A 21,114-nucleotide genomic window follows, 5' to 3' on the forward strand; every position below is an offset into this window, starting at 1 on the left:
GAACCTTGATCTGTTGCGGAATCGACTGGGCGGAACGAACCCACGATGTCGCCCTGGTCGACGACACCGGCCAGCTGCTCGCCAAGCGCCACATCACCGACGACGCGGCCGGCTACAAGATCCTGCTGCAACTGCTCGCCGAGTACGGCGACACCGCCGAGAACCCGATCCCGGTGGCGATCGAGACCTCCCGCGGCCTGTTGGTCGCGGTCCTGCGGACGGGCAAGCGAAAGGTGTTCGCAATCAACCCGATGGCCGCCGCCCGCTACCGCGACCGGCACAGCGTCTCCCGCAAGAAGTCCGACCCCGGCGACGCCTTGGTCCTGGCCAACATCCTCCGCACGGACATGCATGCCCACCGGCCCCTGCCCGACGACAGCGACCTCGGCCGCGCGATCACCGTCCTGGCCCGAGCCCAGCAGGACTCGTTGTGGAACCGTCAGCAGCTCGCCAACCAGCTTCGTTCCTTGTTGCGCGAGTACTACCCCGCCACCTTGGCCGCCTTTGCCGCTTGGACCAACGGCCTGTGCCGCCCCGAGGCCCGCGAGCTCCTCAAGACCGCCCCGACCCCGACCCGGGCCGCACGGCTGACACGCACCCAGATCCAGGCCGCGCTCAAGCGCGCTGGCCGCCAGCGTGGCATCGAAGCCGAGGCCGAACGCCTTCGCGAGGTCTTCCGGGGCGAGTGGGCCCACCAGCCGCCGCTGGTCGAGGACGCGCTCGGCAAGCAGATGCTCGCGCTCCTGATCCAGCTGGACGCGGCCTGCACCGCTGCCGACCAGCTCGCCGAAGCGGTCGATGAAGCCTTCCCCCCCAGCACCCGGACGCCGAGATCCTGCTGCGCTTCCCCGGACTCGGCATCCAGCTCGCCGCCCGCGTCCTGGCCGAGATCGGCGACGACCGCACCCGCTTCGCCGACGCCCGCGGCCTCAAGGCCTACGCCGGCTCCTCACCCATCACCCGCGCCTCCGGCAGGAAGTCTGCCATCACCAGACGCTGGGTGAAGAACGACCGGCTCAACCACGCCGGCTACCTCTGGGCCTTCGCCTCCCTACGGGTTTCCACCGGGGCCAACGCCCACTACCGACGCCGACGCGAACACGGCGACTGGCACGCGGCCGCCCAGCGCAACCTCTTCAACCGCATGATCGGACAGCTGTACCACTGCCTCCAGCACCGTCGACGCTTCGACGAGAGCCTGGTCTTTCCGACTTCACCCGAAGCGACAGAAGCCGCTGCTGCATAGATCGGCCGGCTGAGCCGCACCTCACTCAGGGATGACCAGCCCGCGGTCACGCAGCTGAGGCAGACAGAACTTCAAGCAGGCCTCCACCGAGGCCGCATCAGTGCGCACGAGCAGGTCTTCATGGAAGGGTGCACCGTTCGCGACGAAAGTCCATGGCTTGACTCCATCACGCATGCGCTCCGCGTCTGCCTTGAAGAGCACTGTGACGCCCTGCTCGGCCAGCGCCTCCATCACGCGCACAACGTCGACCATCGTTCCACCCCACCCGTTCGAATAGGCAGGTCACGCTACACGGGCCAGGGGGCCGCGACTTGACGGTCTAGCAACGTGAGGTGTCTTGGACTGCTCGGCGATGCTGTGGTCGCGGGTGGGGACCAGGGTGCCGTCCACGATCAGGACGGTGTCCGTGCGGAACCGCTTGCGCTGCTGGGGTGCGAGCGCTGGTCCGAGGTGGTCGATGATGCGGTCGGCCGCGGACTTGGACACCCCGAACAGCGGTGCCAGTTGGCGCAGGGTGAGGTTGGTGCGCCAGTAGGCAGCGACCAGCAGCACCCGGTCCTCCAGCGGCAGGCCCCACGGCCGGCCCCTGCGAACCGGGTCGGCGCCCTCGCGCCGGAGCGCGGTGATCAGCTTGCCGAATTGCCTTGGGCTCAGCCCGCTGAACGGGGTATCCACGCGGGATCCGAAGCCGTGATGACGCCAGCCATTTCAAGATCATCGCAAGTGGCCGGGGCGCCTCTCCCTGTTCAGTACGTTTCAAGGGCTGGAGGAAGGTTCGCGGTCGTGTGCGCTTCCGCAATGTTGAACACACTGGCGCACGCCGGACACTCTGCCCGGCCAAAGACGTATCTGATTCCCTCGGCGAGCCGCTGCTGCCCGTCCCGGCCGGCTGTGGCGTGCATCCATCGGCCCGGGTCGCGAAGCTCCTCGGCCGGGGCGGGCCGCAGCGACCGCCGCTCGATGTCGCCCTGATCCCAGTCTCGAATGGCCGCGTAGCAGCCGTAGTCACCGACGGCGATGGTCACCTCCGCTTCGCAGCCGGGGCAGGACACGGCATAGAAGTCGTCGGCGAAGTCCCCCAAGGAGGCGCTCCAGTGGTACTGCCCTGCAAGGGCAAGCAGGTCACCGAAGAGCCGGTTGTAGTCGGCCGGACGCGTCCGCAGCCTCTGGTCCACGAGTTCCCGCAACCGGGCGACCTCGCTCGGACAGCCCGCGAGCAGAGCTTCACCGTCGGGGTGCCGCAACGTGCCACGCGCGATGGCACTGGCCAATTCGAGTGCCTGGGCACACGCGGGAGCTAGAGCTGCCAAGCGAGGGAGAGCGGCGAAGCTCGCCGCGGAGACCGTCTCACCGTGGAGGCAGAGACGGTCCCACAGCTCGTCCCACGCCTCCGGAACTTCCTCTCGCTCCACCTGATCCAGGAGCAGTGGCACTCGCCCAACCGCCCCGTGAGCATCGACCACCTGCGTCCAGTCCGTCACGACGGCATTCAACTGTTCCCACAGCCTCGCTGCCAACCTGCAGGATGACAGGGCCACGAGCTCCCGAGCCATTGCGGGACAGCCCTCAGGTCGTCGGTTTCGAGTCGATACCTGTCGAGCCACGCGATCTGATCCCCGGCATCTACGGCGAGCGTCGTGAGAGTCGAGATCAGGTACCCCGATGCGCTCGCTTCGGACAGCCTCTGCTCGTTCATTCCCCTCCCCTGGTCATCACTGGGCCACGCGGTTGGCCGGGTTCGAATGATCCGGCCAGGCTGCTACGGCTGCAACCGCTTGTGCCGGAGGGGTGGTTATGAAGGGGCGGTTGTCACGGAGGAGGGCGCACAGAACGTCGACGCGGCGGTGTGCAGAGTCCCCTCGGCCAGCTCCTCGCGCCGCTCAAAGGCGGGCGCAGCGGGCAGCAAAGGGGTTGTCAGCACACCACCGAAGTCGAGCACAAGGCCCTTGCGGTGCCGGGGCATACCCACACGTCAGAAGGCGGCCGGGACTGGCTTCTTCCCCTCAGGTCGACATGTTGCTCGCCTGTCGGACACATGTACCAGGACACCTTGCACTCCGGTGCGGCCACTAACATGTGCCAATGAACGCGTCCTCATCGCTGCTGCGGGCTTTTCGTCCCCAGGTCCAGGCCCGTCTGTACGACTTCTACGACGAGTTGCGGAGCGCGGACGACCTCTTCTGGGACCGCCACCTGGACGCCTGGATCGCCACCGGACATGCGGTGGTCAGCGGAGCCGCGGGCGATCCGAGGCTGTCCTCGGTGCGCTATCCCGACATCGCGGCCGTGTCCGAGGAACTGCGGCCGCTGGCCCGGGTGCTGAGCCGCCAGATGCTCTACAGCGACGCCCCCGACCACTCCCGGCTGCGGGCCCTGATCAGCAAAGCCTTCACGCCCAGGGCGGTGGCGACGCTCCGCGCCCGGATCGTCGAGGCCGTCGACCGGATCATCGCCGAGGCCGCGCCGACCGGCCGGATGGACGTCGTCGCGGATCTCGCCCGCCCCCTGCCCCTGACCATCATCTGCGACCTCCTCGACGTACCGCACCAGGACCGCCCCACCCTCGCCGCCTGGTCCGAACCCATCGCCGAAGCCATCGGCAACTCCCGGCTCGACGCCGACCGCAACCGTGCGGCCTCGCAGAGCATGGCGGACCTGCTCGCCTACCTCCGCGCACTCCTCACCCGCCACGACACCCCCGCAGCGCCCCACACCCTGCGGGCGCTGCTCACCACTCAGGCACACCACACCGACCAGGATTTCGACGAACTCCTCGCCAACTGCGCCCTGCTGCTGATCGCGGGCCACGAGACCACCACCCACTTCATCGGCAACGCCACCCTCGCCCTGCTGCGCCACCCGCACGCGGCCGACCGACTGCGCCGGCGGCCCGACCTGATGCCCGGCGCGGTCGAGGAACTCCTGCGCTACGACGCCCCGGTACAGCTGATGCTGCGCCGGGCCCGGCAGGACCTGGACCTGGCGGGCCGCACCATCGCCGAAGGACAGACCGTGCTCCTCGTATGCGGTGCCGCCAACCGCGATCCGGCCGTGTTCGCCGACCCCCATGCACTGGACTTCGAGCGGACCGGCGGACGGCACATGTCGTTCGGGCACGGACCGCACTTCTGCCTCGGCGCGGCGCTGGCCCGGCTGGAAGGCGCGATCGCGCTGGAAGCACTCCTCACCCGGCTCCCCGGCCTGCGCCTCGACGGCACCGAGCCCCAGTGGCAGCGCAGCCTCAACTTCCGCGGGCTCACCCGCCTGGACGTCGCTTTCACACCGGTCCCGAACGAGGAGTGAACCCCAGAGGCTGGCGCATCCCCCCTCGTCGGAAACCGCATCGCCGCGTTCCGATCCCTCGTCTCCGAGATGCCGCCGGCCATCGCCACACAGGCCGTTGGCTACACCGCTCAGTACGCCGAACGACATGCCAAGGCGTCAGGCATGGCATGGGCGAACTAGTAGTGCAAAGGCAGTCCGGGGCCGCCTGACCTGCGCGAGTCTCCTCGGCTGGCCGAGTCGTGCGATCTGCCGCGACAACAGCGCGTTCACGTGGGCACACTGGAATTACCGGCGGCAAGAAGAACGTCGTTCTCCTTGGGCCGACGGGACCGGCTACGCAGATCTGACGATCGCGCTCGTGGTCCGTGCCCACCACCGTAAGCGCCGTCAGCTCGCTGGAGCGCCCCTGACATAAGCGGGCGCTCGCTAGTCCGCCAGAAGTGCGGGCAGGTGCGAGATCACACGCCGGGACTGTGGGCACCTCGAAAAGTCAGGTGGTCGACAATGACACTCGGCGATGGAATTCGACGCGACGTCGCGGAAGTCTCACCTGCGGAGCGCACGCTACTCCGCGACGCGTTCGTCGCACTCAGTGACGACCCTGCATTCCGGTATCCAGACGGAGTCTCGTACTGGGACAAGCAGAACGAGATTCACCAGGCCACACACGTCCACGCGTTCCCCCCGGCACGCGGGATAGCGTTCCTGCCGTGGCACCGCGAACTCTGCAACCGGCTGGAAGCACTGTTGCGCACAGTGGACTACCGGCTGTCGCTGCACTACTGGGACTGGACCACCAACCCTCGCAATTCAAGCGGAGTCAATCTGCTCACGCCGGACTTCATGGGAAGCCCGAGGGGCGAAGCAGGGTGGCCGTTCCAGAACTTCGAAACCACGGGGCCGGCGGACCCGGACCCGGCCAATCCCGCGCAACCGAAGATCTGGCGTGACGTCCCCAAGGGATCGCCGCCGGCCCCCACCGATCGCTCCATCATCGCCACCGACCGTGAAACGCCCGTAGGGAAGCAGTACTCCGAATTCCGGAAGCGTCTGGAGCAGGCGCACAACCAGATGCACGGATGGTTCGGCGGCACCGTCGGCGGGAATCCTCACTTCCCGTTCCACGACCCGTTCGTCTTCCTGCTGCACTCCAATGTCGACCGGCTCTTCGCCCTCTGGCAGACATCCCGACCCGAACGGCTCGACCCGGAAAAGGTGTACGGGGACGAGGGCGACAGCGACATCGACCCCACCATCCCCGTCTACGACCCGGGAATCCTCACCATGCTCGACCCCTGGGCCGGTAACCCGACCGCCAACCCGGACGTCACGAAGATTCGGCCGTGGACCGAGCCGGACAACGAAAATCTGCTCCCGGAGAACCAGAAGAACTGCCGGCACATCACGGTCGTCACCCCGCCCCGCTACGACACGAATCGCCCCATCCGCGAGGCGCCGTCCTCCCCGGAGGACCCAGATCACGGATAAGGCGACGACGCCTCGTCATCAGGTGAGTTGGAGCACACGAATGCGCGCTGCGGTACTTCGTTGTGCCCAGCACGCGAGGCCACGGCCTCTTGACCCGAGTCAGAGCTGGCCAGCCCCTCCCGCGGCACACTGTCCGTGACCGTCCACAACGCCCTGCCTCCCACCTTGATCGTGTCGCGCCGGGGACATGGTTGCTGCGGACAACGTCCTGCCCGGCGGCACCGTCGCAGACCCCCACACCCGCCTGTTGCTCCTGCTGCCGGTCTCGGCGACGCTGCCGTACCGCCGGAGGCCGTCGACCGCTTGGCCGCCGCCTTGCGCACCCGCCTGGCCAGCGAGGCATCGTTTGCGCTCTGTGCGGTGCCAGCCCCGTGGAGGCATCGTCCGGAAAGACCCAGCGCCGCAGACTCAACCGCGGCGACCGCCAGGCCAATTCAGCGCTCTACACCATGGTCATAGCCCGCCTGCGGTGGGACGCCCGCACCCGTTCCTACGTGGAACGACGCGTTACCCAGGGACATCCATAGGGGCTCGGACAAGGGCGCCCGACTTTTCAGTCATTCGACGGTAGTCAACGCAGGTATGCCGCGACGATTCTGTACCTGCGACCTGTCACGCCGAGTAGCGGCGCTGACGATGAGGCCGGCACTCCCGTACGACCCAGTTCCGCCACCGCCGAGAGGGGCCACCATGCCGTTCATCACCGTAGGCACGGAGAACACCACCGACATCGAGCTGTACTACGAGGATCACGGCACCGGGCAGCCGGTCGTCCTGATCCACGGCTTTCCGCTCGACGGACACTCGTGGGAGAAGCAATCGGCGGCGCTGCTGGACGCCGGCTACCGCGTGATCACCTACGACCGGCGTGGCTTCGGCCAGTCCAGCCAGCCCACGGTCGGGTACGACTACGACACTTTCGCCGCCGACCTCAACACCGTGCTGGAGAAGCTGGACCTGCGGGACGCCGTCCTCGTCGGGTTTTCCATGGGAACCGGTGAGGTCGCACGCTACCTGGGCACCTACGGCTCCTCACGCATCGCCAAGGTGGCCTTCCTCGGCTCCCTGGAGCCGTGCCTGCTCAAGAGCGACGACAATCCGGGCGGTGCGGCGCCCGCAGAGTTCTTCCAGGGCGTGTCCGACGCGGTGAAGACCGACCGGTTTGCCTACTACACCTCCTTCTACCAGGACTTCTACAACCTGGACGAGAACCTGGGCACACGTATCAGCGAAGAGGCCGTCCGCAACAGCTGGAATGTCGCGGCAGGCGGTGGCGCCTACGCCGCCGCAGCCGCGCCGCTCACCTGGGGCACCGACTTCCGCCAGGACATCCCCAAGATCGACGTGCCGGCTCTCATCCTGCACGGCACGGGCGACCGGATCCTGCCGGTCGACTCCACCGCGCGCCTCTTCCACAAGGCCCTTCCCTCCGCCACATACGTGGAGATCGAGGGCGCACCCCACGGGCTGCTGTGGACTCACGCCGACGACGTGAACAAGGCGCTGCTCACGTTCCTGGGCAAGTAGAAGAACCGGCCCCGGGGCCGTCCGGCAGCGCCCGCTGCTCCAGCAGGCGGGCAGAGCCGGGCGGCCGCGAGACATGTGCCTGCCCCCAGAGGGCCGTGCCTCGTTGTGATCGGCCGCCGAGGGTGAGGGGTGTGGCCGTGCAGCACCCTTTTCAACTGTCTCGCGTAGCAATGCCGTTGCCGCGTCCTTCAACAGTGCCAACGCGTCCGCGCCGAACATGCCGCGGGTCCGGTCTGTGAGCGGCGAGCCGTGCACCACCGCGTCCACCGTGGACGGCAGCGCGGGCAGTTCGGCCGCCCGTACACCTGCCCGGCCGGCGCAGTCCGGCCGTTCGGGCCAGCCACGAGGACCGTCTCGCAGCGGAACGCCTGGCACTTCGAGGTTGCGCATATGCGGCAGCACCGGGCCCAGGATGCGTTCGGCGCCGGGCGCCGGTATGCCGGCGACGAAACGGACGGCAAGGTCGTGACACGGCCTGTCAGTTGCCTGGTCTGACGTCGCCCGCATGGCTAAGCCCTCCTTTCTGACCGCCGTGCGCGAGTCGTACGACGCGGTCGCCGCCGATTACGTCGAACGCGTCCCGCGTCCAGCCGAGACGGACCCGCTGTCACGCGCGATGCCGGCGGGGTTCGCCGAACTCGTGCGGACGGCCGGGCTGGAGCCGGTCGCGGACCTGGGACGCGGCCCACCACACGCCCCCGCAGTGGCTGCCTGCGGTCTTCGCCGAGTTCCACCGCACGCTCGCGCCCGGCGGCTACCTGCTCTGGGGAGACTATGTCGGCGATGAACGGCTGCAGCCCATCCAGGGCTATGGCCGTCCGGTGTCCTACGAGTCGTACCTTCTGCCGCTGGACCGCATGGTCGGCCTGCTGGAGCAGGCCGGACTCGTCGTCATCGCGAGGCTGGAGCAGGAGCCTGGCGGACGGGTGAACAGACCGCACGCCTGCCTGCTGGCCCGCAAGCCCGAGAGGCCCTGACGGGGCAGGCTGCCGCGGGATTGTGCCGTAGCCGCCTGAAGTTCCCCTCGCACGTGTGCGGGTATGGCCGTACGACAAGAGCCTTTCGGCCATACCGGATGGCGAGATTCCTCGGGACATCCAGGCTCCGGCGTGAGGTGGTCGTGGCGGGACTACGGGCACGTCACACGCGTTGCCGCACGATATGTCGCTCCGGGGACGCACCACGCGAAGAGGAGTGACGACGTACCCTCACCATTGCATTGTGCCTGGCGCGATCCGTGCGCATGGACGCGGACGTGTTCAGCGGTGAAGGGAGTGGGGGACTGTGGAGTCGATCAACGGGGCTGTGGTCGGCCGCGAGCACGAGCAGGAGGTGCTGTCCGACTTCGTAACGGCCCCGGGGGGCCGGGCACTTGTCCTGCGTGGTGACGCGGGCGTGGGCAAGAGCGCGCTGCTGGACCACGTCGTCGAACTCGCGACGGCCGAGCAGCAACGGGTGATCCGGGCGGCCGGCGTCGAGGCCGAGTCCGAGCTGCCGTTCGCCGGTCTGCATCAGATCCTGTATCCGCTGCTGTCCTACATCGACCGGCTGGACGACACGCACCGCGGGGTCTTCGACGTCGTCTTCGGCCGGAGCGGGGGCACGCCTCCCTCGGTCATGACGCTCGGTATCGCGGTCCTCGACCTGTTCTCCCTCGCGGCGTCCCAGCAACCCCTCCTGCTGGTGCTCGACGACGGCCAGTGGCTGGACACCTCCAGCATCGCGGTGTGCGGCTTCGTGGGGCGGCGGCTGACCGGCAGTTCGGTGAAGCTCGTCGTCGGGCTGCGCTCCGAGGTGCCCTCGGGCTTCGACACGGCCGCGCTGCCCGAACTGCCGGTGGCCACGCTGTCGGAGAAGGTCTCCGAAGCGCTCCTGGACCTGCACCATCCCGGGCTCGATCCGCAGATCCGCCGTCTGGTCCTGGAAGAGGCCCAGGGCAATCCGCTGGCCCTGCTGGAACTGCCGCCCCACGTACGCGGCAACCGGACGGCCCGCACGTCCGAGCAGCTCTTCGGGTACGCCGGCACCCCGCTGCCCCTGCGCCTGCAGCACGTGTACGGCGCGCGCCTTCAGTCCCTCGACGAGGCGGTGCGCACCGAGCTGCTGCGCGGTGCCCTGGACGGCGTAGGAGCGGGCACGGCGGCCGACCGCACCCGGAGCACGCGTTACCGCATGCGCAATGCCGACGAAGCCGCGGCCTGCGGTCTGCTGGACATCGATCCGCTCAGCGGCGAGTTCGTCTTCCGTCATCCCCTGGTGCGCTCGACGGTCGTCCAGATGGCCACGCCCAACGAACGGCGCGCGGCGCACGCGGCCCTCGCCCAGGTGCACCGCGACGACATGGAACGGCGGGCCACACATCTGGCGGCCGCCACGGTCGACCCGGACGAGGAGGTCGCGGCCGCACTGGAGGCGGCCGCGGACTCCGCCACCCGCCGCGGCGGGTCGGTCGCCGCCGTGGCTTGGCTGACCCGCGCCGCCGAACTCAGCGAAACCCGCGAGGAACGGTCCAGACGCCTGGGCAGCGCGGCGCACACCGCCGCGCACTCCGGCCGGCTGGACCAGGTCCGGCAACTGGTCGACTCGGACGCGGGGCCCGCCGGCAACGACTCCCCGGCCACGGTGTTCGCGTCGGCCTTCGTCGCGGCCCTGGAGGACGGAGCCCTGCGGTCCTCACAGCGCCAGGTCGTCGCGACGATCGAGAGCATGCGCACCGACGGGGTGTGGGAGCCGGACGAGGTTCTCACGCACTTGGTCGACCTGCTGCTGGCCATCAATCTGTACGCGGGTGACCAGGACGCGTGGGAGCGGACTCATGAGCTCCTGGACTCGCTGGGCGACCTGGTGTCCCCGCTCTCCCGTATCTACCAGGACGCCTGGGGCGACGTGGTGCGTCGCGGCGCCGACGTAGGGGAAGGGGTGGAGCGCGCCTTCTCCGGTTTCCGCGACCTTGAGCCGTGGGACGTCGCCCGCCTGGCGCTCGCCGCCCACCACGTGGACACGCTCAGCCAGTACCGGCCGCATCTGCAGCGCACCGTGGACCGCGAGGCGGACACGGGGGCCCTGACCAACGCCGTGAGCATACTGCTCATGATCATGATGGATCAGATCGCGGTCGGCGAGTGGGGCGAGGCCGAGCGCACCGGGCAGCGTTGTCTGGAGCTGGCGACAGCAAACCGGCACACTCTGTTCGTTGTTCACGCGCAGGCACAGCTGGGTCTGCTGGCCGGGCTTCGGGGTCAGGTGGACCGGGCGCGGGAGTTGCAGGCCACGGTCGATGCCTGGGCCCGCCCCCGCGGCGCCGGGTTCCTCACCCAGATCACCGACGCGGTCGGCACCACCGCAGCCCTCGCCGAAGGCGACTACGAAGCCGCCTACCTCCACGCCATCGGCATCACACCCCCCGGCACCTTCACCCCCTACGCCCACCAAGCCCCCCGCACCCTCCTCGACCTCGTCGAAGCAGCCCTCCACACCGGCCGCACCGAACAAGCCCGCAACCACGCCCTCGCCGCACACCACGCCGGCCTGCCCGACGTCTCCCCCCGCCTCGCCCTCATCACCTACGGCGCCCTCGCCATGACCGCCACCGACACCACCGAAGCCGACACCATGTACCACCGCGCCCAAACCCACCCCGCCGCCGCCCGCTTCCCCTTCGAACTCGCCCGCATCCACCTCGCCCACGGCATCCGCCAACGCCACACCCACGGCAGGAAGGCGGCACGCCACTCACTCACCCTGGCCGCGGAAACATTCGAGCGGCTCGGTGCAACCACCTGGGCCGAACGCGCACGGACCGAGCTGCACGCCGCCGGTGCGACCGTCCAGTCCCCCTCGGCTCCCCTGACGGCGCTGACCTGGCAAGAACGCCGGATCGCCGACCTCGCCGCAAGTGGCCTGACCAACAAGGAGATCGGCGACCGCATGCACCTCTCACCCCGCACGGTCAGCTCCCACCTGTACCGGGTCTTCCCCAAGCTGGGCATCACCACCCGCGCCGCCCTGCGCGACGCCCTGAGCAAGATCCCCGGCGAGCAGAACGTGTGAGTACCGGGTGGGTCAGGCGCCCACGCGCTGCTGCTGATCGTGGTCCTCGCCCGGAACGGCGCTCGCCCGACAGCGGTCGGATGCCGCTGCCGGGAAGTCCGTGCCAAGTCCGCAGGGGCCGTGATCGCACCCATGCGATCACGGCCCGTACGGGTCCTAGAAGTTGCCGCGCTTCTCCTGCTCGCGCTCGATGGCCTCGAACAGGGCCTGGAAGTTGCCCTTGCCGAAGCCCAGGGAGCCATGGCGTTCGATGAACTCGAAGAACACCGTGGGCCGGTCACCGATCGGCTTGGTGAAGATCTGCAGCAGGTAACCGTCCTCGTCGCGGTCGACGAGGATGCCGCGCGAGGCCAACTCCTCGATCGGCACGCGGACGTTGCCGATCCGGGCACGCAGTGCGGGGTCGGTGTAGTAGCTCTCCGGCGTGGCGAGGAACTCGATGCCCTTGGACCGCAGGATGTCGACGGTCCTGATGATGTCGTTGGTGGCGAGGGCGAGGTGCTGGGCGCCGGGGCCACGGTAGAAGTCGAGGTACTCGTCGATCTGGGAGCGCTTCTTCGCGACCGCCGGCTCGTTGAGCGGAAACTTCACCCGGTGGTTCCCGCTGGCGACGACCTTGCTCATCAGCGCCGAGTACTCGGTGGCGATGTCGTCGCCGATGAACTCGGCCATGTTGGTGAAGCCCATGACGCGGTTGTAGAACTCGACCCACTCGTCCATGTTGCCGAGCTCCACGTTGCCCACGACGTGGTCGAGCGCCTGGAAGATGCGCTTGGGCTCGTCCTCGGGCTTCACATAGCCCGAGGTCCGGGCGACGTAACCGGGCAGGTAGGGGCCGGTGTAGCGGGAGCGGTCCACCAGGGTGTGGCGGGTCTCGCCGTAGGTGGCGATGGCCGCGATCCGGACGGTGCCGTGCTCGTCGGTGACGTCCTGCGGCTCCTCCAGCACGGTCGCGCCCTGCGCGCGGGCGTGCTCGATGCACTTGTCGACGTCGGGCACCTCAAGGGCGATGTCGATGACGCCGTCACCGTGGCGGCGGTGGTGGTCCAGCAGCGGGCTGTCCGGGTCGACGCCGCCCTTGAGCACGAACCGGATCGCCCCGGAGCGCAGCACGAACGCGTGGTGGTCACGGTTGCCGGTCTCCGGACCGGAGTAGGCGACGAGCTCCATCCCGAAGACCGTCTGGAAGTACAGCGACGCCTGAGTCGCGTTGCCCACCGACCAGACCACCGCGTCCCACCCGGTCACCGGGAAGGGGTCGCCCTCGGCGTCGTACTCCACGAGTCCGACCAGCTGCTTGAGCTGCTGCAGGTCGAGCTCCGCAAGCCGTTCCTGGCTGGTGAGGGTCTGCTCGATGCTCATACGTCATCCCTTTCGGTGTGCCTGCTTCCAGCGCGTGGCGGTAGAACACACCGACCCCCCTCACCTGCACAAGAGTCACCTTCTGAGCTGTTCAAGCTGCTCAGCTTGCCTCCCTCCAGGCCGCTTCATATATACAATCTGCCCAGTTGAAAGCGGGTCGCGGACGCAAGATCACCCAGGGCGCGCCGTCAGGCCTTGCTGAGCGACGCCAGCCGCGAGGCCGCCTCCCCCACCTGAACGGCGACCGACTCGACGTCGAAGTCGTGCATGGCCACCACGCCGACCGAAGCGCCGACCGCGCCGGGCACCTCGAACCCCACCGCGATCCCGGTGGCTCCCTGCTGGAGTTGGCCCGAGGTGACGCTGTAGCCCACCTCCCGAGCCCGCACGATCTCCTCGGACTCATCCGGCAACGGCGGCTGCAGCGCGAGGATGGCGACGCCGTTCGCCCCCCGCTCCAGCGGATGCCGCACGCCGATGCGGTAGCCCACCTGGACAGGACCGTGCTGGACGGTCGGCTGCGCTCCCGCGACGGGAACGCACTCCCGCGCACCGTGCGCCACCGTCAGGAAGGCGGAGGCACCGGTTCCGTCGGCGAGCTCCTGGAGAACCGGCTGGGCCACCAGAACCAGCTGATGCTGGAACCGTCCCGCCAGCGTGGCGGCACCGGCACCGAGCCGCAGCCGCTTGCCGTGCCGGGAGACCAGCGCGTGCTCCTCCAGCGTCTGCACGATCCGGTACGCGATGGCCCGGTCGATCCCAAGCTGCGCCGCCAGGTCCGCCACCGTCAGGCCGTCGGGCGTCAGAGAGATCAGGTCCAGAGCCCGAAGCCCACGATCCAGACCTTGCAGGGTGGCCATCAACGCCTCCGAGAAAACCGACAGAGCTTCTTCGGACGCCACGTTAGGGCACGTCAAACGCACAAGCGGCGCCGGGAGCCCGAGCGCGACCTTGACTGAGCCGTCCCCCGAGACCTAACGTCAACTTGCTGCTTCTATCGCACAAAGATGTGCGCTGAGCGCACAGGGAGAGAGCCTTGCCGTACTACCACCGGGCGGGCGCGGTTCCGCCGAAACGCCATACCCAGCACCGGGACCCGGACGGGAACCTCTACTACGAGGAACTGATGGGCGAGGAGGGGTTCTCCTCGGACTCCTCGCTGCTCTACCACCGGCACATCCCGTCCGCGGTGCGGGAGTACCGGGTGTGGGACCTCGGGGACCAGTCCCTGGTGCCCAACCACCCCCTCGTGCCCCGTCACCTCTCCACGCACAAGCTGTTCACGGAAGGCGAGTCCGGCATCGACGCGGTGACCGGCCGCAGGCTGCTGCTGGGCAACGAGGACGTACGGCTGGCGTATGTCGTGGCCGACACGGTCAGCCCCTACTACCGCAACGCGATCGGCGACGAGTGCCTCTACGTCGAGGACGGGCGGGCACGCGTGGAGACGGTCTTCGGGGACCTCGCCGTCGGCGACGGAGACTATGTGATCGTCCCGCGGGCGACCACGTACCGGATCGTCCCGGAAGGCACCGTACGCATCTACGCGGTCGAGGCCAACTCGCACGTCGGGCCCGCCCGGCGCTACCTCTCCAAGCACGGCCAGCTGCTGGAGCACGCGCCGTTCTGCGAGCGCGACTTCCGCCTCCCGGACGGGCCGAAGCTCGTCGACGGTGAGAACGTCGAGGTGTACATCAAGCACCGCGGGCCGGGCGGCGTCGCAGGGACCGTCCACACCCTGCCGAACCACCCCTTCGACGTCGTCGGCTGGGACGGCTGCCTCTACCCCTACGTTTTCAACATCCGCGACTTCGAGCCCATCACGGGCCGGGTGCACCAGCCGCCGCCGGCTCACCAGGTCTTCGAGGGCCACAACTTCGTGATCTGCAACTTCGTTCCGCGCAAGGTGGACTACCACCCGCTGGCCGTCCCGGTGCCGTACTACCACTCCAACGTCGACTCCGACGAGGTGATGTTCTACTGCGGCGGAGACTACGAGGCACGCAAGGGCTCCGGGATCGGACAGGGGTCGATCTCCCTGCACCCGGGCGGCCATCCCCACGGTCCCCAGCCGGGTGCCATTGAGCGGTCGATCGGGGCGGAGTTCTTCGACGAGCTCGCGGTCATGGTCGACACCTTCCGTCCCCTTCAGCTCGGTGAAGCCGCTCGCGCGACGGACGACGGGACGTATGCCTACTCCTGGGAGCAGAACCGATGAGCGAGCAGCTGGTGCCACAGGTGTTTGCCGGGCTGTTCGACGACGCGGCAGTCTTCCCGCCCGGCAGCCTGCCGATCGAAGACGCGGTCGCGGCCCACATGGAGCACACTCGCGGCACCCACGCCGGGCTGGTCGGTGCGTTCGTTCTCGCGGCCAAGGACATCGACCGGCTGGCCGAGTTGACCGCCGGCCTCCCCGAGGGCTCGTTCGACCTGTCTGTGACCGTTCCGCTGCCGGGTGTCTGCGACGCTCTCGCGGCGGCGCACCGGATCCCGGCCGTGCGGCTGGTCGGGCTGGAAGTCGCCGTCCCGGACGCAGTCGCCGCCGACACGGTCGTACCTGCCCTGGCCGAGGCGATCGACGACGACACCGACCTGACCGTCTATGTCGAGGTGCCGCGCGACGCCCGGCGCGGGACGCTGCTCGCCGAACTCGCCGGGACCCCGTATCCGGCCAAGTTCCGGACCGGAGGCGTACGCGCCGAGCTCTACCCCGACGAGCGCGAACTCGCGGCGGCCGTCCTGGCCACGGTGCGGGCCAAAGTGGCCTTCAAGGCGACCGCGGGGCTGCACCACGCGCTGCGCAACACCGACCCGGAGACCGGATTCGAGCAGCACGGGTTCCTCAACCTGCTGGTGGCCACCGACGCGGCCCTCCACGGTGCCGAGGAGGAGGAAGTGGTCCGACTGCTGGCCGACCGCGACGGCGACCGGGTCGCCGAGCGGGTGCGTGCCGTGTCACCCGGCGCCCGTGACCTGTTCCGCTCCTTCGGCACCTGCTCCGTCGCCGAACCCGCCGCCGAGTTGGCCGGCCTGGGCCTGCTGCCCGCCGCGACGATCGCCGACCTGACCGAGGTGTCCGCATGACCACCACCCAGTTGACCGTCCCGGCCGACTCCCTGTTCGGCCTGACCAACCTGCCCTACGGCGTCTACTCGACAGCCGGCCGGGAGCCGCGCGTGGCGACCCGCTACGGCGAGCACGTCATCGACCTGGCCGTCCTGCTGGACGACGACGTCTTTGCCCGCCCGAGCCTGAACGCCTTCATGGCACAGGGCCACGCCCGCTGGGTCGAGGTCCGGGCCGAGATCACCGAGCGGCTCCGGGGCCAGGTCCCCGCGGAGGCGATCCACGACCTGGGCGCGGTGACACTGCACCTGCCGTTCGAGGTCGCCGACTACGTCGACTTCTACGCCTCCGAGCACCACGCCTCGAATCTGGGCAGGCTCTTCCGGCCCGACAACCCGGACCCGCTGATGCCGAACTGGAAGCACCTTCCGGTCGGTTACCACGGACGGGCGGCCTCGGTCGTCGTCTCGGGCACCGACATCATCCGGCCCTCCGGGCAGCGCAAGGGCCCCCAGGACCCGGCGCCGGTCTTCGGGCCCTCGACCCGCCTCGACATCGAGGCCGAGCTCGGCTTCGTCCTCGGGACCGGCAACGCCATGGGCGAGTCCATCGGCACCGAGGACGCGGAGCGGCACATCTTCGGGGTGGTGCTCTTCAACGACTGGTCCGCGCGCGACATCCAGGCCTGGGAGTACGTCCCGCTCGGCCCCAACCTGGGCAAGTCCTTCGCCTCGACGATCTCGCCATGGGTGGTGCCACTGCTCGCCCTGGACTCCGCCCGGGTCCCGGTCCCGACGCAGGAGCCGGCCGTGCTGCCGTACCTGCGGATGGAGCGGCCGTGGGGCCTCGACGTCGATCTCACGGTCGCCTGGAACGGTCAGGTCGTCTCCCGGCCGCCGTACGCCGCGATGTACTGGTCCCCCGCCCAGATGCTGGCCCACCAGACCGTCAACGGCGCACCTTCGCGCACCGGTGACCTGTTCGCGTCCGGCACCGTCTCCGGTCCGCAGAAGGAGCAGCGCGGTGCCTTCATCGAACTGACCTGGGGCGGCAAGGAACCCGTCACGGTCAACGGTCAGCAGCGCACGTTCCTGGAGGACGGGGACGAGATCGTCCTGGCCGCCACGGCCCCGGGCGCCGGCGGAACCCGGATCGGCTTCGGCGAGGCCCGCGGCCGGATCACCAGCGGCAAGCGTCAGGAGGCGTGATGAGCAAGACGGTGGCCTCGGCCGCGGAAGCGGTCGCCGACATCGCCTCGGGCAGCTCCCTCGCCGTCGGCGGGTTCGGGCTGTCCGGAATCCCGGACCGTCTGATCCAGGCACTGGCCGAGCAGGGAGCAGACGACCTGGAGGTCTTCTCCAACAACTGCGGCGTCGACGGCATCGGACTCGGCATCCTCCTCGACCTCGGCCGGATCCGCCGGGTCACAGCCTCCTACGTCGGGGAGAACAAGGAGTTCGCCCGCCAGTACCTCTCCGGCGAGCTGGAGGTGGAGCTCACCCCTCAGGGCACCCTGGCCGAGGGGTCCGGGTCACCCTGCACAGCGAGAACGGCATCCTCGGAACGGGCCCGTACCCGACCGACGACGACGTCGACGCCGACCTGATCAACGCCGGCAAGGAGACCGTCACGGTCAGCCCCGGGGCGTCGTTCTTCGACTCCGCCCAGAGCTTCGGCGTGATCCGCGGCGGCCACATCGACACCGCCGTACTCGGGGGCATGCAGGTCTCCGCCTCGGGCGACCTGGCCAACTGGATGGTGCCCGGGAAAATGGTCAAGGGCATGGGCGGCGCCATGGACTTGGTCCACGGTGCCAAGCGCGTGATCGTCCTCATGGAGCACGTCGCCAAGGACGGCTCCCACAAGATCGTCGCGGAGTGCAGCCTGCCGCTCACCGGGCAGGGGGTGGTGCAGCGGATCATCACAGACCTGGCCGTGCTCGACCTCACGTCCGAGGGGTGCCGACTCGTCGAACTGGCACCCGGGGTCACCCTCGACGAGCTGCGCGAGAAGACCGGTACTCCTGTGGCGTGAGTCATGAGTACTGCTGGGTTGCGGCTTGCGGGTGATCGGCCGGTGAGGCAGGGACGGTAGTCTCCAGGGCGATGGACGCTTCGGGGGGAGAAGACCAGCAGCCGTGGGACGCCGCGGCCGCGCTGGTGCGGGCCGCGCGGACCGGGGACGTGCTGGCGATGGACGAACTGCTGACGTCGGTGACGCCGTACGTGACCCGGTTGTGCCGGCCGATTGCGGTGTCGGACAGTGAGGACGCCGTCCAGGAGGCGCTGATGGCGATCTTCCTGGGGGTGCGGGGGCTGCGTGATCCGCAGGCGTTCTACGGTTGGGCGCGCACGATCACCGTGCGGGAGGCGGTGCGGGTGGCGCGGCGCACTGCCGTCGAGCGTGCCGTCGACGCGGATGAACTGGCCCGCCTGCACGACCTCTTGCCTCGTGGTGACGGCGAGCTGTCCGTAGAGGTGCGGGACGTCCTCGCGCGGATGCCGGTGCAGCATCGCGCGGTGCTCGTACTGCGCGAGCTGGAGGGGCTGGATGAACGAAGTGCCGCAAAGGTGCTGGACATTGCGCCGGGCACGGTCAAGTCCCGTCTGCACCGTGCCCGTTCGGCGTTCCGGAAGGCGTGGCAGCGATGAGCGTTGACTCTGTGGCGCGGTTGCGGTTGATGGCCGCGGGACTGCATGCCGCGATGTACGCGGAGGAGCGGTTGGACCTGCCGTACGACGAGGTGTGGGCGGTCGCCGAGGATCTGGCGGGTGAACTGCCGCACCTCGTGCCCTTCCTGCGCGAGTTCCGCGTCCCGCCGGGCGACGCCGATCGCAAGCAGGCCCGGGCGGTGGGACCGCTCGGTGTCCGCGCCGCTTTCGAGGTGCGGCTGGCTCCCGGCTGGTGCCTGATGCAGTCGCGCCTTGTCGTGGGTGGCATGGCCGCCGCCCCGGAGGGCGACGGCACGCGCTTCGCGGTGCTCGGTGCGGTGCGTCCCGCCGCCCTGCGGCCGGTCCAGTCGGTGTACGGCCGGCTGCTCGGGGCCCGCCGCGGGCAGGCGTTCGTCCGCAGAGTCGGGCTCCGGGCGGCCGTACGTTAGCGGCTTCAGCGGCCTGTCACGAACAACTCCCTCATCGCCTCGGCCACCGCGTGTGGGGCCTCCCGGGGCAGGAAGTGGCCGGCGCCGGGCACGATCCGCACGGTGAGATCGTCCGCGTGGCTCTCGCCTCCGGCCAGCATGGACGGGCGGATCACGTTGTCCCGTTCGCCGCCCAGCAGCACGGTCGGCACCGTGAGCCGGTGCTCGCGCCACGTGCCGCGCAGCAGCGCCGGGATCTCCCGGACGATGTACTGCCAGAACATGGCCTGCCCGGCGTGCGCACTGGCCTTGGCCGCGGCGCTGAACTCCATGAGCTCGTCGGCTTGCCAGACGGAGGACTCGGCGACCTGGTGACGCAGCAGGAAGCGGGTGAACGCCGGCCAGCGGCGCAGTACGGCTCTGCCGATCACCGGATACTCGATGAAGGCGGTGTACCACTGCCGCCACAGGTTCGGCAGGATTGCCCGGTGCCGGGCCCACGGGTGGGCCATGTTGAGCGCCAGGTAGCCGCTGAACCGCTCCGGTGCCCGCAAGCACAGCCGGAAGCCGACATGGGCACCCCAGTCGTGCCCGACCAGGCCCACCCGGTCAAGGCCGAGAGCGTCCAACAGCGCGAGCATGTCCTCGGACAGGCCCTCGATGTCGTAGCCGCGCCCGGTCTGCTCCGACCAGCCGAAGCCCCGCAGGTCCGGGCAGATCAGCCGGTGCCCGGATGCCGCCAGGCGCGCGACCGGGTGCCAGGCGAACCAGTGCTGTGGGAAACCGTGCAGCAGCAGGACCGGGGTGCCCGTTCCGTACTCGGCCACGTGCAGCCTGGCGCCGCGCACCTCCAGCCAGCGGTGCTCCGCCCCCTCGGCGGCCGGTAGCGGTCTGGGGGCAGCAGCCGTGCCCGAGGTCGTACTCGATGCCATGGAAACGCCTCTCGCCTTCGGCGGGTCTCTTGCGGAACCGCATCGGCAGGTCAGGAGGAGAGGCGGAGCCGAAAGGTTCCCTCCGGCTCCAACGCGTCCATTTATATGAAGCGCATCACCACTGGGCGATGAGCGGCGTGTCCGGTTCGTGCCGCCGCCAGGCTTCGGTTAGGCGGGTGAGGCGGTCGGGGGCGGCGATGCCGCGGACGGTTGCGATCCTGCCGCCTTCGATGTCGAAGGTGACGGAGCCGACGATCTGGTCGCCGACCACGAAGAGGATGGCGGGGGCGCCGTTGACGAGCGCGTAGTAGGCGGTCATAGTGCCGCCGGCGAAGCGCCGTTTCGCAGTGGTGGGTTTGAAGCCGGCCCGTGCGATGGCGGCGATGCGCTGCGGGGTGTCGAACCGCAGCAGCTTCTCGGTCAGGCCGGCGCCGTCGGAGATCGCGGTCGCGTCGTCGGTGAGCAGTGCCACCAGCCGTTCGGTGCGGCCCGAGGCGGCGGCGGTGAGGAACTCCTCGACGATCCGGCGCGCGGATGCCGGGTCGATCTCCCCGCCGCGGCGGCGTGCGGCGGTGATGCGGTGCCGGGCCCGGTGGAGGTGCTGCTGGCTTGCGGACTCGGTGATGTCGAGGATCTCGGCGATCTCGGCGTGGCCGTAGGAGAATGCTTCGCGCAGGACGTAGACGGCCCGCTCAAGGGGTGACAGGCGCTCCATGAGCGTCAGCACGGCCAGCGAGACCGACTCGCGCTGCTCGAACGTGTCAGCGGGGCCGAGCATCGGGTCGCCGTCGAGGAGCGGTTCGGGCAGCCAGCCGCCGACGGTGCGTTCGCGGCGGGCCTGTGCCGCGCGGAGCCGGTCCAGGCACAGGTTGGTGACGACCTTGGTCAGCCATGCCTCCGGCGCCCTGATCAGCTGCCGGTCGGCGGCCTGCCAGTGCAGGAACGCATCCTGTACGGCGTCCTCGGCGTCGGCGGCCGAGCCGAGGAGACGGTAGGCCAGGGAGGCCAGCCGGGTGCGGCTGGCCTCGAACCGACTGGTGTCGAAGCGATCAGTGGCGATGCTGTCCACGCGGACCACC

Annotated in this window: 15 protein-coding genes and 6 pseudogenes; 14 read left to right on the top strand and 7 right to left on the bottom strand. The window is 69.4% G+C overall.

What is annotated here, in order from left to right:
* Positions 1-5 precede the first annotated feature (5 nt).
* Positions 6-1,246 (top strand): annotated as a pseudogene (locus AB0Q90_RS00120) (IS110 family transposase).
* Between the two features lie 21 nt (positions 1,247-1,267).
* On the opposite strand, the gene AB0Q90_RS00125 reads toward AB0Q90_RS00120, so the two are convergent.
* The 3 genes and pseudogenes from AB0Q90_RS00125 to AB0Q90_RS00135 form a co-directional block, all read right to left on the bottom strand.
* Entirely contained in the window at positions 1,268-1,498 is a 231-nt protein-coding gene (locus tag AB0Q90_RS00125) for a hypothetical protein (protein WP_363163791.1), read from the bottom strand.
* A gap of 84 nt (positions 1,499-1,582) precedes the next feature.
* Positions 1,583-1,953 (bottom strand): annotated as a pseudogene (locus tag AB0Q90_RS00130) (transposase family protein); the annotation flags it as partial.
* Between the two features lie 39 nt (positions 1,954-1,992).
* Complete coding sequence (locus AB0Q90_RS00135; protein ID WP_363163792.1) at positions 1,993-2,517, bottom strand: hypothetical protein; 525 nt, start codon at positions 2,515-2,517, stop codon at positions 1,993-1,995.
* A gap of 811 nt (positions 2,518-3,328) precedes the next feature.
* On the opposite strand from AB0Q90_RS00135, the gene AB0Q90_RS00140 reads away from it, so the two are divergent.
* The 6 genes and pseudogenes from AB0Q90_RS00140 to AB0Q90_RS00165 all read left to right on the top strand — a co-directional run bounded on the left by AB0Q90_RS00140 (position 3,329) and on the right by AB0Q90_RS00165 (position 11,596).
* Positions 3,329-4,549, top strand: coding sequence for a cytochrome P450 (locus tag AB0Q90_RS00140; protein WP_363163793.1), 1,221 nt, complete (start codon positions 3,329-3,331; stop codon positions 4,547-4,549).
* Positions 4,550-5,035: 486 nt separating this feature from the next.
* Entirely contained in the window at positions 5,036-6,019 is a 984-nt protein-coding gene (locus AB0Q90_RS00145; RefSeq protein ID WP_363163794.1) for a tyrosinase family protein, read from the top strand.
* Positions 6,020-6,369: 350 nt separating this feature from the next.
* Positions 6,370-6,540 (top strand): annotated as a pseudogene (locus AB0Q90_RS00150) (transposase); the annotation flags it as partial.
* Between the two features lie 169 nt (positions 6,541-6,709).
* Positions 6,710-7,546, top strand: coding sequence for an alpha/beta hydrolase (locus AB0Q90_RS00155; protein WP_363163795.1), 837 nt, complete (start codon positions 6,710-6,712; stop codon positions 7,544-7,546).
* Between the two features lie 505 nt (positions 7,547-8,051).
* A pseudogene (locus AB0Q90_RS00160) lies at positions 8,052-8,523 on the top strand (class I SAM-dependent methyltransferase).
* A gap of 307 nt (positions 8,524-8,830) precedes the next feature.
* On the top strand, positions 8,831-11,596 hold the full coding sequence (locus tag AB0Q90_RS00165) for a LuxR family transcriptional regulator (protein ID WP_363163796.1): 2,766 nt from the start codon (positions 8,831-8,833) through the stop codon (positions 11,594-11,596).
* 156 nt (positions 11,597-11,752) lie between these two features.
* Here AB0Q90_RS00165 and hppD read toward each other — a convergent pair whose 3' ends face one another.
* Positions 11,753-12,958, bottom strand: a complete 1,206-nt coding sequence (hppD, locus tag AB0Q90_RS00170) for a 4-hydroxyphenylpyruvate dioxygenase (protein ID WP_363163797.1) — start codon at positions 12,956-12,958, stop codon at positions 11,753-11,755.
* Between the two features lie 188 nt (positions 12,959-13,146).
* A complete protein-coding gene (locus AB0Q90_RS00175) occupies positions 13,147-13,818 on the bottom strand; it encodes a helix-turn-helix domain-containing protein (protein ID WP_363163798.1) in 672 nt (223 codons plus the stop codon).
* Between the two features lie 176 nt (positions 13,819-13,994).
* On the opposite strand from AB0Q90_RS00175, the gene AB0Q90_RS00180 reads away from it, so the two are divergent.
* The 7 genes and pseudogenes from AB0Q90_RS00180 to AB0Q90_RS00210 all read left to right on the top strand — a co-directional run bounded on the left by AB0Q90_RS00180 (position 13,995) and on the right by AB0Q90_RS00210 (position 19,124).
* Entirely contained in the window at positions 13,995-15,176 is a 1,182-nt protein-coding gene (locus AB0Q90_RS00180) for a homogentisate 1,2-dioxygenase (RefSeq protein WP_363163799.1), read from the top strand.
* Positions 15,173-16,042, top strand: coding sequence for a hypothetical protein (locus AB0Q90_RS00185; RefSeq protein WP_363163800.1), 870 nt, complete (start codon positions 15,173-15,175; stop codon positions 16,040-16,042). The genes AB0Q90_RS00180 and AB0Q90_RS00185 overlap by 4 nt, the downstream gene beginning before the upstream one ends.
* Entirely contained in the window at positions 16,039-17,232 is a 1,194-nt protein-coding gene (fahA, locus tag AB0Q90_RS00190; protein ID WP_363163801.1) for a fumarylacetoacetase, read from the top strand. Before AB0Q90_RS00185 ends, fahA begins: the two co-directional genes overlap by 4 nt.
* Positions 17,232-17,546, top strand: a pseudogene (locus AB0Q90_RS00195) (CoA-transferase); the annotation flags it as partial. The gene fahA and the pseudogene AB0Q90_RS00195, both read left to right, overlap by 1 nt.
* A pseudogene (locus tag AB0Q90_RS00200) lies at positions 17,546-18,058 on the top strand (3-oxoacid CoA-transferase subunit B); the annotation flags it as partial. The pseudogenes AB0Q90_RS00195 and AB0Q90_RS00200, both read left to right, overlap by 1 nt.
* 71 nt (positions 18,059-18,129) lie before the next feature.
* Positions 18,130-18,675, top strand: coding sequence for a sigma-70 family RNA polymerase sigma factor (locus tag AB0Q90_RS00205; protein WP_363163802.1), 546 nt, complete (start codon positions 18,130-18,132; stop codon positions 18,673-18,675).
* Positions 18,672-19,124 carry a hypothetical protein gene (locus AB0Q90_RS00210; RefSeq protein WP_363163803.1) on the top strand — a complete coding sequence of 151 codons (453 nt, stop codon included), beginning with the start codon at positions 18,672-18,674 and terminating at the stop codon, positions 19,122-19,124. Before AB0Q90_RS00205 ends, AB0Q90_RS00210 begins: the two co-directional genes overlap by 4 nt.
* Positions 19,125-19,129: 5 nt before the next feature.
* Here the strand turns inward: AB0Q90_RS00210 and AB0Q90_RS00215 are convergent, their stop codons facing one another.
* Both AB0Q90_RS00215 and AB0Q90_RS00220 read right to left on the bottom strand, forming a co-directional pair.
* Positions 19,130-20,035, bottom strand: coding sequence for an alpha/beta hydrolase (locus tag AB0Q90_RS00215; RefSeq protein WP_363163804.1), 906 nt, complete (start codon positions 20,033-20,035; stop codon positions 19,130-19,132).
* A gap of 115 nt (positions 20,036-20,150) precedes the next feature.
* On the bottom strand, positions 20,151-21,104 hold the full coding sequence (locus AB0Q90_RS00220; protein ID WP_363163805.1) for a sigma-70 family RNA polymerase sigma factor: 954 nt from the start codon (positions 21,102-21,104) through the stop codon (positions 20,151-20,153).
* Positions 21,105-21,114: the final 10 nt, after the last annotated feature.

Origin of the sequence: Streptomyces sp. NPDC079141 (genome assembly GCF_040686775.1) — a bacterium.
Taxonomy (GTDB): domain Bacteria; phylum Actinomycetota; class Actinomycetes; order Streptomycetales; family Streptomycetaceae; genus Streptomyces.